Below are 16,760 nucleotides of genomic sequence, written 5' to 3'. Positions count from 1 at the left end.
CAAGCCCCATGGGTCTTCATATTCTTGCCACCGCCCTTCCCAGCGCCCAGAACGGCGCGGCGACCGGAGCGGGTGCCGGCATGTTGCCGCTGCTGCTCATCGCGGTGGCCTTCATCGGCTTCATGATGTTCTCCAATCGTCGTCGGCAGAAGAAGAACGCCGACCAGCTCGCCTCGCTGCGTCCGGGGGACAAGGTGCAGCTGAGCGGCGGCATGCAGGGAACCATCGTGAGTATCGGAACGCGTGAGGCCTTCGTCGAGGTCGCGCCGGGCGTCGTCGTGACGTTCGTGCCGCAGGCGATCATGGGCAAGCTGCCCGAGCCGTCGGTGGCCGACCTGGGGGAGATCGCCGACGAGACCGACGAGCCCGAGGCCGCCGAGCGGGACGCCGCCGGCCCGGACTCACCCACGAGCCCGGACTCGGCCCCGGGCGGCGCTGACAACGAATCCCGCTGACCCGCGGACCCGATCCGCTCGGTCCTGAAAGGCATACCGTGGCTACACGCCCTCCTGCGCAGTCCCGCCCGTCCTCACGCCTCATCCTGCTCGGCGTGCTCGTCGTGCTCATCTTCGGCTCCATCTTCGGAGGAACGAAGCTGTCCGACGCGTCGTGGTCGCCCAATCTCGCGCTCGACCTCGAGGGCGGCACGCAGCTGATCCTCACCCCGCAGACCGACGACGGCTCGCAGATCACCGACAGTGACGTGCAGCAGGCGATCGAGATCATCCGGCAGCGCGTCAACTCCTCCGGCGTCTCGGAGGCGGAGATCACGAGCCAGGGCGGCACCAACATCGTCGTCGCGCTGCCCGGCGAGCCGGACGAGGACACGCTCAACCTCGTGCGTCAGAGCGCCCAACTGCGGTTCCGTGCCTTCCTCTACCAGGCGCCGCCCGGACCCATCGACCCGCAGGCGCTCGACCAGGCCCTCGCCGAGCAGGAGGAGGCGAACCCCACCGACGGTACCGAGGGGACCGACGGTTCCGCCGATACGGAGAGCGCGGCCCCCGAGGAGGGGGCGGCACCGGCCGACGAGCCCGCGACGGAGGACGACGCGCCCTCGACCGAGTCGGGAGCCGCGCCCACGACGGCTCAGATCGACGAGGCGGCCCGCAAGGCGGCCGACCTCGACGGCGACGGCGAGATCTCGGACACCCCCACGACCGAGCCGACCTCCCCGAGCGACCAGGCCTGGATCACCGAGCAGGACTGGTACGACTTCTACACCCTCAACTGCACCGATCCCGAGAACCTCATCGGCGGCGGCGGGGACGATCCCGCCAAGCCGCTCGTCACGTGCGCCACGGACGGCAGTTCGAAGTACATCGTCGGCCCGATGGAGATCCCCGGGACCGACATCGCCAGCGCCTCCTCCGGGATGGCCTACAGCCAGGCGGGCGCGCCGACCGGCGAGTACGCGGTCAACCTCAAGTTCAACGCCGAGGGCACCGCGACGTTCAAGGAGATCACCGAGCGGCTGCGTCAGCCGGAGATGGTCTCCTCCCAGCGCAACCGGTTCGCCATCGTGCTCGACTCGCTCGTCGTGAGTGCGCCGAGCGTGAACGACGTCATCCCCAACGGGGAGGCACAGATCACCGGCGGGTTCACCCGTGAGGCGGCGGCCACGATGGCCCGCCAGCTCAGCTTCGGTGCCCTGCCCATCCACTTCGAGGTGCAGTCCGAGGCGCAGATCTCGGCGACCCTCGGCTCCGAGCAGCTCCAGACCGGCCTCATCGCCGGCCTCATCGGGCTCGGCCTGGTGGTGCTCTACTCGCTGCTGCAGTACCGCGGCCTGGCGCTCGTCACGGTCACCTCCCTCACCGTGGCCGCCGGCCTGGTGTTCGGAACCATCGCCCTGCTGTCGTGGCTCATGGGGTATCGACTCTCCCTGCCCGGGGTCGCGGGGCTGATCATCGCGATCGGCATCACCGCCGACTCGTTCATCATCTACTTCGAACGCATCCGGGACGAGGTGCGCGAGGGCAGGGAGCTCTCCGCGGCCGTGGACCAGGGCTGGCTGCGTGCCCGCCGCACGGTCATCGCCTCGGACATGGTCAACCTGCTCGCGGCGGCGGTCCTCTACTTCCTCGCGGTCGGCAGCGTGCGCGGGTTCGCGTTCACGCTCGGGCTGACCACGGTCATCGACCTCGTCGTCGTGTTCCTGTTCACCCACCCGATCATGCGGGTGCTCATCCGCACCAAGTTCTTCGGAGGCGGTCACCGGTTCTCCGGACTCGACCCGGTGCACCTCGGTTCGAGCGTCACCGCCTACCGCGGGGCGGGCCGGGTGCTCAGCAGGGGTGAGCGCGAGCAGGCGTTGAGCATCGCGGAACGCAAACGTGCGGCACGCCAGCAGGAGGAGGCGATGGCGGGCGCCGTCGCCGGCTCCGACTCCGACTCCGACACGAAGGACGGTCAGTGATGGCTAGTTTCGCCCAGCTGGGGAACGACCTCTACACGGGGAAGCGCTCCTTCGACATCGTCGGCCGGCGCAAGACCTGGATGGTGGCCGCCGCCGGCCTCGTGCTGCTCTCGATCATCCTGCTCGTGACCGTCAAGCTCAATCCCGGGATCGAGTTCCGCGGCGGCTCCGAGTTCACGGTCTCGGGCGTGGCCACGACCGAGCAACAGCCGGCCTACGACGCGGTCGACTCGGTCGCCGAGGGGCAGCAGCCGCGCGTCTCCCAGGTCGGCGGCGACTCGATCCGGGTGCAGACCGAGGAGTTGACCGACGCCCAGACGACCGACCTGAAGGAGGCCCTCGCCGAGGCCTACGGGGTCGACGTCAACAGCGTGACGTCCTCGTTCGTCGGACCCGCGTGGGGCGCGGACGTGACCACCAAGGCGATTCAGGGTCTGGTCATCTTCCTCGTGCTCGTCACGCTCGTCATGGCGCTGTACTTCCGGCACTGGAAGATGGCCGTCGCGGCGCTCATCGCGCTGCTGCACGACCTCGTCGTCACGGTCGGCCTGTACGCGGGCGTGGGCTTCGAGGTGACGCCGGCGAGTGTCATCGGCTTCCTCACCATCCTCGGCTATTCCCTCTACGACACGGTCGTGGTCTTCGACAAGGTGCGCGAGAACACCGAGGGGGTGCTCGAACAGACGCGGTACACGTATGCCGAGTCGGCGAACCTCGCGGTGAACCAGACGATGGTGCGCTCCCTCAACACCTCGGTCGTGGGGCTCCTGCCGGTCGCCTCGATCCTGTTCGTCGGATCGTTCCTGCTCGGCGCGAGCACGCTGCGCGACATCGCCCTGGCGCTGTTCATCGGCCTCATCTTCTCCACCCTCTCCTCGATCTTCATCGCGACGCCGATCGAGGTCGCGCTGCGTCAGCGCGACCCGGCGATCGCGGAGCACACCGCGACCGTGCTCGCGAAGCGGGCGGCGGCCGAGAATGCCGCGGGGGAGGACGACGACGCCCCCGTGACGGTCGGCTCCTATGCCGGCGGCCTCCGCGCCGGAGCCCACCGGGGTCAGGCCGCCCAGCCGGTTCGTCGCAAGAGCCGCAGATGACCTCGAGCAGCTCCGACGCCGAGCTCGCCCAGCGGGTGCGCGGCCTCATCCGCAACGTACCCGACTTCCCCGAGCCGGGGATCGTCTTTCGCGACATCACGCCGCTGCTGGCGGACGGGCCGACGTTCGGTGAGGTGATCGAGCACCTCGCCGACCGGTACCGGGGCCGGATCGACATGGTCGCCGGCGTCGAGGCGCGGGGCTTCCTGCTCTCCGCGCCGCTGTCGGCCGTGCTCGGGGTGGGAACGATGGTCGTGCGGAAGGCGGGCAAGCTGCCGCCGCCGACCATCTCCTCCGCCTACACCCTCGAGTACGGCACCGCCGAGGTCGAGGTGGCCGCCACCGTCGTGGTCCCGGGCCAGCGCGTGCTGCTCCTGGACGACGTGCTCGCCACCGGCGGCACCGCGGGGGCCGCCGCCTCGCTGCTCGAGCAGGCCGGCCTCGAGGTCTCCGGCATCGCCATGCTCATGGAACTGAGCGAGCTCGGGGGACGGGCCGCCCTCGGCGAGCACGAGGTCTACTCCGTCGTCACCTACTGACCGGGCGCGGCGACCGACCCCGCACCCGCTCGAATGGGCCGGGCCCGGGTGGGCGCGGGCCTATCATTGAGTGGTGAGCGAGGAACACGGCAGCACCGAGACCGACCCGGTCGTGCCCGGGTCGCGGGTGCGCTCCGCCCTCGTCTGGTTCGGGTCGCGCGGCGCCCATCCGACGCCGCCGGCGATCGAGCCGCTCATGCGCGCCCTGCGCGCGAACCACCCGAAGGCCGACGTCGCGCTGCTCGAGCGCGCCTACTCGGTGGCCGAACGCGCCCATCGCGGCCAGATGCGCAAGAGCGGCGATCCGTACATCACGCACCCCGTGGCCGTGGCGACCATCCTGGCCGAGCTCGGCCTCACCCCGCCCACGCTCGCCGCCGCCCTCCTGCACGACACGGTCGAGGACACGTCCTATTCCCTCGAGAGCCTGCGACAGGACTTCGGTGAGGAGGTCGCGCTGCTGGTCGACGGCGTCACCAAGCTCGACAAGGTGACCTACGGGGAGGCTGCGCAGGCCGAGACCGTGCGCAAGATGGTCATCGCCATGGCCCGCGACATCCGGGTGCTCGTGATCAAGCTCGCCGACCGGCTCCACAATGCCCGCACGTGGAAGTACGTCTCCTCGGACTCCGCCTCCCGCAAGGCCCGCGAGACCATCGAGATCTATGCCCCGCTGGCCCACCGGCTCGGAATGAACACGCTCAAGTGGGAGCTCGAGGACCTCTCCTTCGCCACCCTGTACCCGAAGGTGTACGAGGAGATCGTCCACCTCGTGGCCGAGCGGGCCCCCGCCCGGGAGGAGTACCTCGCGGTCGTGCGGGACCGGATCAGCGAGGATCTGCGCGTGGCCAAGATCAAGGCCACGGTGACCGGGCGGCCCAAGCACTACTACTCCATCTATCAGAAGATGATCGTGCGGGGCCGCGACTTCGCCGACATCTACGACCTCGTGGGCGTGCGCGTGCTCGTCGACTCGGTCCGGGACTGCTATGCCGCGCTCGGGGAGATCCACAGCCAGTGGAACCCCGTGCCGGGCCGGTTCAAGGACTACATCGCGATGCCGAAGTTCAACATGTACCAGTCGTTGCACACGACCGTCATCGGCCCGAACGGCAAGCCGGTCGAGATCCAGATCCGCAGCTTCGACATGCACCGGCGCGCCGAGTACGGGGTCGCCGCGCACTGGAAGTACAAGGAAGCGGGCCGGGCCGCGGGCGGCAAGGGCGAGGCCGAGGCGGATTCGATGCCGTGGCTGCGCCAACTCGTGGACTGGCAGCGTGAGACCGCGGACCCCGGGGAGTTCCTCGAATCGCTCCGGTTCGAGATGTCCGGCGCGCAGGTCTTCGTCTTCACCCCCAAGGGCGACGTCATGTCACTGCCCGCGGCGGCCACGCCGATCGACTTCGCATACGCGGTGCACACCGAGGTCGGCCACCACACGGTCGGGGCCCGCGTGAACGGCCGGCTCGTGCCCCTCGACTCGACCCTCGAGAACGGCGACACGATCGAGGTCTTCACCTCCCGGTCGGAGTCGGCGGGGCCGAGCCGGGACTGGCTCGCGTTCGTCAAGAGTCCGCGCGCCCGGAACAAGATCCGGCAATGGTTCACGAAGGAGCGCCGCGACGAGGCGGTCGAGACCGGCAAGTCCCTCATCGCCAAGGCGCTGCGCAAGCAGAACCTGCCGATCCAGCGGCTCCTCAAGCCCGAGAACCTCGTCGGAATCATCCAGGAACTGCCCTACCGCGACGTCACCGGCCTCTACGCGGCCGTGGGCGAGGGGCACATCTCGGCCGCGAACGTCGTCACCCGACTCGTGGGCAGCCTCGGCGGCGAGGAGGGGGCGGAGGAGGACCTGGCCGAGGCCACGCTCCCCGGCCGCCCGAGCCCCCGCTCGAGCTCGGCGGGCCCGGCGGTGCTCGTCTCCGGCATGGACGACACGGACATGTGGGTCAAGCTCGCCCGCTGCTGCACGCCCGTGCCCGGCGACGACATCGTCGGCTTCATCACCCGCGGCTCGGGCATCTCCGTGCACCGCTCGGACTGCTCGAACGTGACGGCCCTGCGGCGGGAACCGGAGCGGTTCATCGGGGTGGAGTGGACCTCCTCGACCACGAGCGTGTTCCTCGTGAACATCCAGGTCGAGGCGCTCGACCGGAGCGGACTCCTGTCCGATGTGACGAAGGTACTCACGGAGAATCACGTGAACATCCTCTCGGCGAACGTGGCCACGAGCCGCGACCGGGTGGCGATCTCACGGTTCCTGTTCGAGATGGCCGAACCCTCGCACCTGGGTCACGTGCTGCGCGCCGTGCGCCAGATCGACGGCGTCTTCGACGTCTTCCGGCTCACCGGCGCGAAGCCGAAGGCGCTCGTTCCCCCCGAGGACTGACCACGTCCGGGGACGCCCGCTCGCGGAGCGGGCGCCCCCGGAATGTGGGCGGTGTCGGCAGGTGCCGGCTGGATTCAGCCGGCGTCCTCGGCGGCGCGGAGCACCTGTTCGAGCCACGCCTCGCGAGCGACGAGCGCGTCCTGGGCCTGGGTGATCCGGCGTTCGTCGCCGCCGGCGCGGGCCTTGTCGAGGTCGCTGCGCAGGTCGGCGATCGCGGCCTCGAGCTGGGCCGCGGCCCCCTCCGCGCGGGCCCGCATCCGCGGATCCGTGCGCTTCCACTGCGATTCGTCGGCGTCGCGGACCGCCTGCTCGACCGCGCGCATCCGCGCCTCGGTGCTCTTGAGGTCGTCGCGTGGGACCCGGCCGGCCTCCTCCCAGCGATCCTGCAGGCCGCGCAGCGCGCTCTTGGCGGCGGCGATGTCCGTGACGGGCACGAGCTTCTCCGCCTCGACGAGGATCTCCAGCTTGACCTGGAGGTTCGCCCCGTATTCGGCGTCCGTGGCCGCGTTCTGCTCCTGGCGTGCCTGGTAGAACGTGTCCTGCGCACCCCGGAACCGTGCCCAGAGGGCGTCGTCGTCCTTGCGGGAGGCGCGGCCGGCCGCCTTCCACTCGTCCATGAGGGAGCGCATCGCCGCGGACGTCGCGCCCCAGTCGGTCGAGGTCGCGAGCTCCTGTGCGCGGGCGATGAGTCGCTCCTTGGCCTCCTTGACCTGCCCGTGGCGGCGGTCGAGCTCGGCGAAGTGCTGGCGGCGATTGCGGTCGAAGGTCGAGCGTGCGGCCGAGAACCGCTTCCACAGCTCGTCCTCGGCGGCCCGGTCGAGACGGACCTCACCGCGCTGGGCGGCCTTCCACTCGTCGAGCAGGGCGCGCAGCTGTTCACCCTGGGCGCGCCACTGCACCTTCTCGGGTGCGAGCGCGGCGAGGGCCTCGGCGCGCTCGACGATCTGGGTGCGCAGCGCGTGGGCCTGGGCGCGCGCTGCCTCCCGCTCGGCGGCGAGGGCGGCCTTGCGCTCCGTCACGCGGGCGCGCAACTCCTCCACCCGGCCGCGCAGCCCCTCGAGGTCACCGACGACTGCGGGTTCGACGAGCGCCTCGACCAGGGTCTGCAGGCCCTGGTCGAGGTCGCGCGCGGAGAGCTGGTCGAGGCGGGTGGCGAACAGCGTGACCTGCGCCTCGAGATCGAGGAAGCGGCGGATGTAGAGCGCGAGGGCCTCCTCCGCCGTCACGTCCGGGTACTGTCCGATGACGCGTTCGCCCCCGGCCTCGAGCAGGCTCACGGTGCCGTCGGGTGCCACCCTGCCGAACGCGGCCGCGGCCGCGAAATCGGCGGGATCGATCCGGGTCTCGGCCTCCGACGCGGCCGACGCGGCGGCACCGGCCGGGGCGGAGGCGACGGGGGTGCCCGGGGTGGCGGTGACCGCCGGGGCGGCCGGCTTGACGGCCTTGGCCACCATCGCGGGGGTCGGCACGGCCCGCGGCGGGGCGGGGCGGGCAGCGGGAGCGACCGGCACAGCGGGCACGGCCGGTTCGGCGGCGTCGGCGAGTGGAGCGTCGGTGACCGCGGGCTGCTCGACGGCTGCGTCGGGCTCCTGCGCGGGCACGTCGGCCTCGGGCTGGGTGGCAGGGGTCTGTTCGGTCACGTGATCTCCATACTTTCAATGATGACGTCGTTCTTCGGACGCCCGTCCGAAGAACCGTCGACGGTCCCGGCCGCTCCGATCTGCCGCAACACGTCCAATCCCGAGGTGATCGTACCCATAACGGTATAACCACCGGCGGCATCGTCCGGCAACGGCGTATCCTCGAAGACCAGGAAGAACTGCGAGCCCATCGAATCCCCCTGGCCGCCGACCCGGGCCATCGCGACCGTTCCGGCCGGATAGATCTGGTCGGTGGGGGCATTCTCGATCGGACCGAAGGAATACCCGGGCCCGCCGGTGCCCGTGCCGGTGGGATCGCCGCACTGCAAGAGCGCCGAGGGCAGGAGGCGATGGCAGGAGGTGCCGTCGAAGAACCCCTCCTCGGCGAGGAACTCGAAGCTCGCGACCGCCTGCGGGGCGGCGTCCGCGTCGAGGTCGAGGGTGAGGTCGCCCTGGCTGGTCTGGACGATCACCTCGGCGTTGCGGGCCTCGGACGGCGGCGGCGGTGCGTCGTATCCCGGCGCCTCGGTCGTGGGGGCGGTGTCGGCAGTGCCGGTCGTGTCTGCAGTGTCTTCAGGGTCGGAGTAGCCGACCGCGGTCGGCGTCGGGGAGGCGCCCTCCCCGGGGCCGTCGCCGTCGAGCTGGTTCACCACGATCACGAGCGCGAGGACGACGCAGATCACCACCGCGGTCACGATCACCGTGCGTCGGCGTCGGGCACGGACGGCCCGCTCCCGCCGTTCCTCGGCCTTCTTGGCGCGCGCGCGCTGCTGAGCGCGCTCCCGTTCCTTGGACACCCGACCTCCTCGTAGCCACCTCAGCGCATCAGTCTAGGCAGTCCGCGGGTGGGTCCGAGACCGCTGCGGGTCACGGTGTGGTCACGGCGGGCCCCCGGGGCCGGGCGTGTTCCGACGGTTTCGTCGTGGTGTGGAAAGCTTGTCGCATGAGCAGAATCGCGCCCTTGTCCGGATTCCCCGAATGGTCCCCAGCCGAACGCGTCGTGGAATCCCATATCCTCGACACGCTGCGGCGGACCTTCGAGTTGCACGGATACGCCGGGATCGAGACCCGCGCGGTGGAACCGCTGGACCGGCTCCTCGCCAAGGGGGAGACCTCGAAGGAGGTCTACCTGCTGCGCCGGCTCCAGGGCGCCGACGAACCCGATGAGCCCGACGCCACGTCGGATCGGGGCACCGCCGGGGACACGCTCGGGCTCCACTTCGACCTGACGGTGCCGCTCGCACGATACGTGCTGGAGAACGCCGGCCGGCTGGCCTTTCCGTTCCGCCGCCACCAGATCCAGAAGGTGTGGCGCGGCGAGCGCCCACAGGACGGGCGCTACCGGGAGTTCTGCCAGGCGGACATCGACGTCATCGGCGACGGCACCCTGCCGTTCCATTACGAGGTCGAGATGCCGCTCGTCATCGCCGACGCGTTCGCTCGACTGCGCTCGATCGGCGTGCCTGCGATCCGGATCAGCGTGAACAACCGCAAGATCTGCCAGGGCTTCTACCAGGGCATCGGGCTCACCGACGTCGACGGCACCCTGCGCACGGTCGACAAGCTCGACAAGATCGGCCCGGACGCGGTCGGCGAGCTCCTGCGGGCGGAGCAGGGGGCGACGGCCGAGCAGGCCGAGGCCGCCCTCGCGCTGGCCGCGATCTCGGGCGCGGACACCTCGGTGGTCGATCGGGTCCGCGCGCTCGGCGTGACGAACGACCTGCTCGAGGAGGGGCTGGGAGAGCTCGCCCGGCTCATCGACGCCGCCATGGTGCGTGCCCCCGGCGTCATCGTTGCGGATCTGAAGATCGCCCGGGGCCTCGACTACTACACCGGCTCCGTCTACGAGACGACGCTCGTGGGCCACGAGGGCCTCGGGTCCATCTGTTCCGGTGGCCGATACGATTCGCTGGCCACGGACGGCAAGCGCACCTATCCCGGCGTCGGGATCTCGGTGGGCGTCACCCGGCTCGTCTCGCGCCTGCTGGGCGCGGGCCTCGTGACGGCGACCCGGTCCGTGCCGAGCGCCGTGCTCGTGTCGGTCTGGCACGAGGACTCCCGGCCCCGCAGCGAGGAGATCGCCGCGGCCCTGCGGGCGCGGGGCATCCCGTGCGAGGTCGCCCCGACCGCCGCCAAGCTCGGCAAGCAGATCCGCTTCGCCGACCGGCGGGGCATTCCGTACGTCTGGTTCCCCGCGCAGGACGCGGCCGGGACCGGCGAGGTCAAGGACATCCGCTCGGGCGACCAGCAGCCGGCCGACCCGAGCGCGTGGGAGCCGGCCGCGGCCGATCTGTGGCCCGGGGTGCGCGCCGGCGACGCCTGATCAGACGCGAATCAGTCGCGAATAAGTCACGGACCAGTCGCGAACCCACCGAATCGGTGCGGGAAGGGCCGCGGCCGGCCGCGGCGCTCGAGGAGCGCCGCGACCGGCCGCAGTGTCAGTGTCGGTCAGTGTGGGTGAGTGTCGGTCAGTGTGGGTGAGTGTGGGAACGAGCCCGACTGCTCAGCGATCCGCCCAGCTCTGGCGTCGTTCGCCGGCGCGACGCTCGCCCCCGTGAGTGTTCGGGCGACGGTTCGCCGACCAGGACTCCCGGCTCCGCTCCCGGCTTCGGGAGGAACGATCGAAGTCGCGGGGGGCGCGGCCCGTGTCCGCCCGCAGACGCAGCGGCTTGCCCGCGACCATGGCCCGGTCGAGCCGGTGGAGCTGATCGGAGTCGAGGTCGGCCGAGATCTCCACGAGCGAGAAGGTCGAGTTGATCGTGATCTTGCCCAGATCGGAGCCGCGCAGCCCGGCCTCACCGGTGACGGCCCCGACGATCCCCTCCGGCCGCACGCCGTGATTGCGTCCGACGCTCACCCGGTACACGGTGCTGCCCGCGAACCGGGTGCCGCGGTCCCGTCGATCCGGACGATCCGAGCGATCCGGGCGACTCTGCCGGTCGAAGCGCCCGCGGTCCTCGCGTCCCGAGGACGCCGATGACGCAGGGGACCGGTCGAACCGGTCCGTGCGGTCGAAGCGCTCGGTCTCGCCCGCGCGGGACTCGCGGCGGTCGTGCTCGATTCGGCGGGGACCGGAGTCGCCGACGCCGGCGGCCACGAGGGCGGCGGCGACGTCGAGCAGGTCGAGGGACGACTCGGCCACGAGGGTGGTGAGCTGCTCCCGGTAGGACTCGAGTCGGCCGGAGCCGATCCGCTCGGGCACCGCCGCGAGCACGGCGCGCGCCTTGTGGGCGCTCACCTGGGCCGGGGAGGGCACGGCGGTCTCCACCAGCTTGGAACCGGTGACCTTCTCGATCTGACGCAGCCGGTGGGCCTCCTTCGGCGTGAAGAAGGTGAAGGCGGTGCCGGCGCGGCCGGCGCGGCCGGTCCGGCCGATCCGGTGGACGTAGGCCTCGACCTCGCGCGGGACGTCGTAGTTGACCACGAGGCCGATCCGCTCGACGTCGAGTCCGCGGGCGGCGACGTCGGTCGCGACGAGCACGTCGAGGCGGCCCGACCGGAGCCGCTCGACGATGCGCTCCCGGTCGCGCTGGGCCACGTCACCGCTGATGGAGGCGGCGTTGATCCCCTGGGCGCTCAGCTGCGCGCCGACCTCGTCGGCGTCCTTGCGGGTGCGCACGAAGATGATCGCCGCCTCCGCCTCGGTCGTCTCGAGGATCCGGCCCAGGGCGCCGACCTTGTGCCGGAAGGGCACGACCGCGTACTGCTGGGTGATGGTGCGGGTCGCGGAGGTGACCGGCGAGGTGGTCACCTCGACCGGGTCGTGCATGTGGGTGCGGGCCACGCGGCGGATGGTCGCGGGCATGGTGGCGGAGAAGAGCGCCGTCTGCCGGTCGCGGGCGGCGCCGGCGAGGATCTGGTCGACGTCCTCGGCGAAGCCCATGCGCAGCATCTCGTCCGCCTCGTCGAGCACGACGTAGCGCACCGTCGACAGGTCGAGGGCGCCGCGCTCGATCATGTCGATCACGCGTCCCGGCGTGCCGACCACGACCTGCGCGCCCCCGGCGAGTCCGCGCAACTGCGGGCCGAAGGGGGAGCCGCCGTAGACGGGCAGCACCTCGATCGCGCGATCGCCGAGCTCGGCCACGGCATCGGCGACCTGCATGGCGAGCTCGCGGGTCGGCGTGAGCACGAGGGCCTGGACCTGCCGGAGGTCGGCGTCGACGCGGGCGAGGAGCGGCAGGCCGAAGGCGGCGGTCTTGCCCGTGCCCGTCTGGGCCACGCCCACGACGTCGGAGCCGGCGAGCAGCACCGGGATCGCCTGGATCTGGATATCGGTCGGAGTGGTGAAGCCGAGGGAGGCCACGCGATCGAGCGCAGCAGTGGACAAGCCGAGATCGGCGAATGTGGTCACAGGTGACACCGTTCTTATGGAGGGGGAGCGAGGACCGGAACAGGTCCAGATCCGCTAAGGCCCACACAGTTGACTGGTGACACAAGGACGGGCGAGCGGCCGGCTCCGAAGCTGTCCAAGTCTATGGGGCCGGCGGTCCGATTCCCAGGGAGGGGCGCTGTGCTGCTCGTCACCACCGGCCCGTTCGCGGCGTGAATCGGGGCCGGTGGCACACCGTAGGATGAGGCCCGGCAGATTCAGGGCACTTCGAGAGGACTCCCCGTGTACCGCACCCACGAGGCCGGCACGCTCAGTGCCGGGGACATCGGCACGACCATCACCCTCGCCGGGTGGGTGGATCGCAGGCGTGACCACGGCGGTGTGGCGTTCATCGATCTTCGGGACGCGAGCGGGATCGCCCAGGTCGTCATCCGCGACGACGAGGTGGCCCACCCGCTGCGCTCGGAGTTCGTGCTCTCCGTCACGGGCGAGGTCGCCCGCCGGCCCGAGGGGAACGAGAACCCGAACCTGCCCTCCGGGCAGATCGAGGTGATCGCGGCCGAGGTCACCGTGCTCAACACCTCCGCCGCGCTGCCCTTCCAGGTCTCCACGGCCCTGGAGGAGAACATCACCGTCGGCGAGGAGGCCCGGCTCGCCCACCGCTACCTCGACCTGCGCCGGCCCGCTCCGGCGCGCGCCCTGCGCCTGCGTGCCCGCGCGAACCGGGCGGCCCGGGCGGTGCTCGACGACGCCGGCTTCGTCGAGGTCGAGACCCCGACCCTGACCCGGTCGACGCCCGAGGGCGCCCGGGACTTCCTCGTGCCCGCCCGGCTCGCGCCCGGATCGTGGTACGCGCTGCCGCAGTCCCCGCAGCTGTTCAAGCAGCTCCTCATGGTCGCCGGCATGGAGCGCTACTACCAGATCGCCCGCTGCTACCGCGACGAGGACTTCCGCGCCGACCGCCAGCCCGAGTTCACCCAGCTCGATGTGGAGCTGAGCTTCGTGGAACAGGACGACGTGATCGAGCTGGCCGAGCAGGTGCTCGGGGCCCTGTGGGAGCTCATCGGGTACACGATCCCGACCCCGATCCCGCGGATCACGTTCGCCGACGCGATGCGCCGCTTCGGCACGGACAAGCCGGACCTGCGCTTCGACCTCGAGCTGGTCGAGCTCACCGACTACTTCGCCGACACCCCGTTCCGGGTGTTCCAGGCCCCGTACGTGGGCGCCGTCGTCATGCCCGGCGGCGCGGGCCAGCCCCGGCGCGCCTTCGACGGCTGGCAGGAGTGGGCGAAGCAGCGCGGTGCGAAGGGCCTCGCCTACGTCACCGTGGCCGAGGACGGAACCCTCGGCGGGCCCGTGGCCAAGAACCTGTCCGAGGAGGAACGGGCCGGGCTCGTGGCGGCCACCGGTGCCTCCCCGGGCGACGCGGTCTTCTTCGCCGCCGGCGGCGAGACGGCCTCCCGGGCGCTGCTCGGCGCCGCGCGGGTCGAGATCGCCGAGCGCACCGGCCTCATCGACCCCGACGCCTGGGCCTTCACCTGGGTCGTCGACGCCCCGCTGTTCAAGCCGACCGGCGAGGACGACGACGTGGCCGTGGGCGAGGGCGCGTGGACCGCGGTCCACCACGCCTTCACCTCCCCGACGCCCGAGTGGATCGACACCTTCGAGCAGGACCCGGGCGCCGCCCTGGCCTACGCCTACGACATCGTGTGCAACGGCAACGAGATCGGCGGCGGCTCCATCCGTATCCACCGCCGGGACGTGCAGGAGCGCGTGTTCGCGGTCATGGGCATCGACGCCGCGGAGGCGCAGGAGAAGTTCGGGTTCCTGCTCGAGGCCTTCGCCTTCGGCGCGCCGCCCCACGGCGGCATCGCCTTCGGCTGGGACCGCATCGTCGCCCTGCTCACCCACTCGGAGTCCATCCGCGACGTCATCGCCTTCCCCAAGTCCGGCGGCGGTTTCGATCCGCTGACCCAGGCGCCCGCGCCCATCACGGCGCAGCAGCGCCGTGAGGCCGGCGTCGACGCCCGGCCCAAGGGGGAACAGGCCGCCGCCGGCGGCGGAACCGGATCAGCCCGGGCGGGAGCGGCGAGCGCGTAGCCCGCTCGTGTTCACCCGCCTGGGCGAGGCGATCGCCCGCCGACCGAAGATCACCGCCGTCAGCTGGCTCGTGGCCACCGCGGCGCTGCTGTTGCTGGCGCTCACCGGGGTCGCCGGGCAGGGCCTGTTCGACCGACTCCACTCCGGCGAGCCGAAGGTGCCCGGGTCGGAGAGCGACATCGGTCAGGAGCTGCTCGCCGAGCACGCGACCTCCTCGGAGACCCTGACGCTGCTCACGTGGGACGTCGACCTGAGCGATCCGGCCGAGCTCGCCGGCCCGATCGGGGTCTTCCACACGAAGGTGTTCGCGCTCGAGGACGTCGTCGGCGTCGTCGACCCGTTCGTCTTCCCCGACGGCCTCGAGGATCCCCGGGCGGCCGCACTCGTCTCCGCCGACGGCTTCCTCGCGAGCGTCTCCCTCGCACCGGACCTGAGCCCGGCCGAGCAGGCCGCGGCGCACGACGAGGTCGTCGCCGAGATGGACGGACTGCTCGAGGACCTCGGCGCGCAGGGCATCGTCTCCTCGGAGTCGATCATGGTCGAGGACATCATCGGCCAGCTCCAGCAGGACCTCCAGACCGGGGAGGCCGTCGCACTGCCGATCTCCCTCGTCATCATGGTCATCGTCTTCGGCGGCTTCCTCGCGGCGGGTATGCCCCTGCTCGGGGCGCTCGCCTCGATCGCCGGCGGGCTCGGGGCGTTGTGGGGCTTCTCCTACGTGCTCGAACTCGACAGCGTCGTGGTCAACGTCGTGACCGTGCTCGGGCTCGGGCTCTCGATCGACTACGGCCTGCTCTTCGTCAGTCGATACCGTCAGGAACTCCGGGCGGCGATCGCCGGCGAGGACGGCCGGCGCCGGCGGCGGCAGGACCCGGCGGTCTCGGCCGCGATCGCCGCGACGATGGCGACGGCCGGGCGGACCGTCACGTTCTCGGCCATCACCGTGGCGATCTCGATCGCGGGCCTCATGCTGCTGAGCCCGGAGATCCTGCGCTCGCTCGGTGCGGCCGGGGTCTCGGTGGTGCTCATCGCCGTGCTCTCCTCCCTCACCCTCGTCCCGGCCGTGCTCACGCTCCTGGGCCGGCGCATGGCCCGGCCCTCGGCGCTCACCCGGGTGCCCGGGCTCGGGGCCGCGCTCGGGCGCTTCGGCGACGTGCCCCCACCCACCGGCGTCTTCTCCCGGCTCGCCGGCCTCGTGCAGCGGCGGCCCTGGTGGACCCTCGGGATCGTGACCGTCGTGCTCGCCGTGCTCGCGGCCCCGACCCTCACGATGGAGATGCGCAACTCCACCACCGAGCTCCTCCCCTCGGATTCGAGCCAACGGGAGTTCATCGACCGGATCGAGGCCGACTTCCCGGCCGCGGCGAGCCCGCAGCTCACCGTCGTCGCGGAGGCCCCGATCGCGGCCGACCTCGCCCGGGAGATCGGCGGGATCGCTCACGTCACGCGGGTCGGCGAGCCCGCGGACCTGGGGGAGGGGTACGCGACCATCGGGGTGCACCTCGACGTGACCGACGCCGGCGGCGACGAGGCGAGCGACGTCGTCCGCACGATCCGCGACCTGCGCGAGGGCCCGGTTCCCGCGTCGGCCGGTGAGTTCTGGGTCGTGGGTCAGGCGGCCAACCAGATCGACTTCAACGCCGCGCTGGCCGACGGCCTGCCCTGGGCGGTGGGCATCGTCGTGCTCGCGACGTTCCTGCTGCTGTTCCTCATGACCGGATCGCTGCTCGTGCCGGTCAAGGCGCTGGCGATCAACGTGCTCTCGCTCGGGGCGAGCCTGGGCATCACCTCGTGGATCTTCGCCGAGGGGCACCTCGAGTCCCTCCTCGGCTTCACCTCCGCCGGGGGCCTGGAATCCTATGTCGTGGCCGTCGTCGTCGCCTTCGGGTTCGGGCTCGCAATGGACTACGAGGTCTTCCTCCTCGCCGGGATCAAGGAGCTCCACGACGCCGGGGCCGACAACGACACCGCGGTCCGGGACGGGCTGCAGCGCACCGGCCGGATCATCACCTCCGCCGCCCTGGTGATCATGGTCGTCTTCGCGGGCTTCGCCTTCGGGGACCTGCTCGCGATCAAGGAGGTCGGGATCGCCCTGGCCGTCACGGTGCTCGTGGACGCGACCCTCGTGCGGATGCTGCTCGTTCCCGCCACGATGACCCTCCTGGGCGAGTGGAACTGGTGGGCCCCCGCCCCGCTGCGCCGGCTGCACGCCCGGATCGGGCTGCACCACTGAGACTCGC

Annotated in this window: 11 protein-coding genes; 8 read left to right on the top strand and 3 right to left on the bottom strand. The window is 71.4% G+C overall.

The features are described from left to right. The first annotated feature begins 8 nt into the window (after positions 1-8). From yajC to GCG21_RS04970, 5 genes are all read left to right on the top strand, one after another. A complete protein-coding gene (gene yajC / locus GCG21_RS04990; RefSeq protein ID WP_152818168.1) occupies positions 9-455 on the top strand; it encodes a preprotein translocase subunit YajC in 447 nt (148 codons plus the stop codon). A gap of 38 nt (positions 456-493) precedes the next feature. Beyond that, positions 494-2,419, top strand: a complete 1,926-nt coding sequence (secD, locus tag GCG21_RS04985) for a protein translocase subunit SecD (protein ID WP_370517289.1) — start codon at positions 494-496, stop codon at positions 2,417-2,419. Further along, on the top strand, positions 2,416-3,516 hold the full coding sequence (secF, locus tag GCG21_RS04980) for a protein translocase subunit SecF (protein WP_153877920.1): 1,101 nt from the start codon (positions 2,416-2,418) through the stop codon (positions 3,514-3,516). Before secD ends, secF begins: the two co-directional genes overlap by 4 nt. Next, positions 3,513-4,055, top strand: a complete 543-nt coding sequence (locus GCG21_RS04975; protein WP_152818165.1) for an adenine phosphoribosyltransferase — start codon at positions 3,513-3,515, stop codon at positions 4,053-4,055. Before secF ends, GCG21_RS04975 begins: the two co-directional genes overlap by 4 nt. A gap of 73 nt (positions 4,056-4,128) precedes the next feature. Continuing rightward, entirely contained in the window at positions 4,129-6,444 is a 2,316-nt protein-coding gene (locus GCG21_RS04970; protein WP_370517288.1) for a bifunctional (p)ppGpp synthetase/guanosine-3',5'-bis(diphosphate) 3'-pyrophosphohydrolase, read from the top strand. A 74-nt stretch (positions 6,445-6,518) separates the two neighbouring features. On the opposite strand, the gene GCG21_RS04965 is transcribed toward GCG21_RS04970, so the two are convergent. Next, entirely contained in the window at positions 6,519-8,084 is a 1,566-nt protein-coding gene (locus GCG21_RS04965; RefSeq protein WP_152818164.1) for a DUF349 domain-containing protein, read from the bottom strand. Further along, positions 8,081-8,881 carry a peptidylprolyl isomerase gene (locus GCG21_RS04960; RefSeq protein WP_370517287.1) on the bottom strand — a complete coding sequence of 267 codons (801 nt, stop codon included), beginning with the start codon at positions 8,879-8,881 and terminating at the stop codon, positions 8,081-8,083. Before GCG21_RS04960 ends, GCG21_RS04965 begins: the two co-directional genes overlap by 4 nt. Positions 8,882-9,027: 146 nt before the next feature. Between GCG21_RS04960 and hisS the strand changes: the two genes are divergently transcribed. Further along, on the top strand, positions 9,028-10,407 hold the full coding sequence (gene hisS, locus GCG21_RS04955) for a histidine--tRNA ligase (protein WP_152818162.1): 1,380 nt from the start codon (positions 9,028-9,030) through the stop codon (positions 10,405-10,407). Between the two features lie 180 nt (positions 10,408-10,587). Here the strand turns inward: hisS and GCG21_RS04950 are convergent, their stop codons facing one another. Continuing rightward, the gene (locus GCG21_RS04950; protein ID WP_228760162.1) at positions 10,588-12,438 is read right to left on the bottom strand and encodes a DEAD/DEAH box helicase; all 1,851 of its coding nucleotides are present in this window, start codon (positions 12,436-12,438) and stop codon (positions 10,588-10,590) included. Between the two features lie 261 nt (positions 12,439-12,699). On the opposite strand from GCG21_RS04950, the gene aspS reads away from it, so the two are divergent. Both aspS and GCG21_RS04940 read left to right on the top strand, forming a co-directional pair. Further along, positions 12,700-14,520, top strand: a complete 1,821-nt coding sequence (aspS, locus tag GCG21_RS04945) for an aspartate--tRNA ligase (protein WP_370517286.1) — start codon at positions 12,700-12,702, stop codon at positions 14,518-14,520. Between the two features lie 7 nt (positions 14,521-14,527). Beyond that, positions 14,528-16,753 (top strand): MMPL family transporter, encoded by a 2,226-nt coding sequence (locus GCG21_RS04940; RefSeq protein WP_370517285.1) that lies wholly within the window; start codon positions 14,528-14,530, stop codon positions 16,751-16,753. The last annotated feature ends 7 nt before the right edge of the window (positions 16,754-16,760 follow it).

It is taken from the genome of Pseudactinotalea sp. HY160 (assembly GCF_009372055.1).
GTDB lineage: Bacteria > Actinomycetota > Actinomycetes > Actinomycetales > Beutenbergiaceae > HY158.
The sequence above is the reverse complement of the archived record's forward strand: the minus strand, read 5'-3'. Positions and strand labels throughout refer to the sequence as shown.

Coding starts and splice junctions, on each gene's coding strand:
- yajC (WP_152818168.1), top strand. CDS start 9: ATGGGTCTTCATATTCTTGCCACCGCCCTTCCCAGCGCCCAGAACGGC.
- GCG21_RS04975 (WP_152818165.1), top strand. CDS start 3,513: ATGACCTCGAGCAGCTCCGACGCCGAGCTCGCCCAGCGGGTGCGCGGC.
- hisS (WP_152818162.1), top strand. CDS start 9,028: ATGAGCAGAATCGCGCCCTTGTCCGGATTCCCCGAATGGTCCCCAGCC.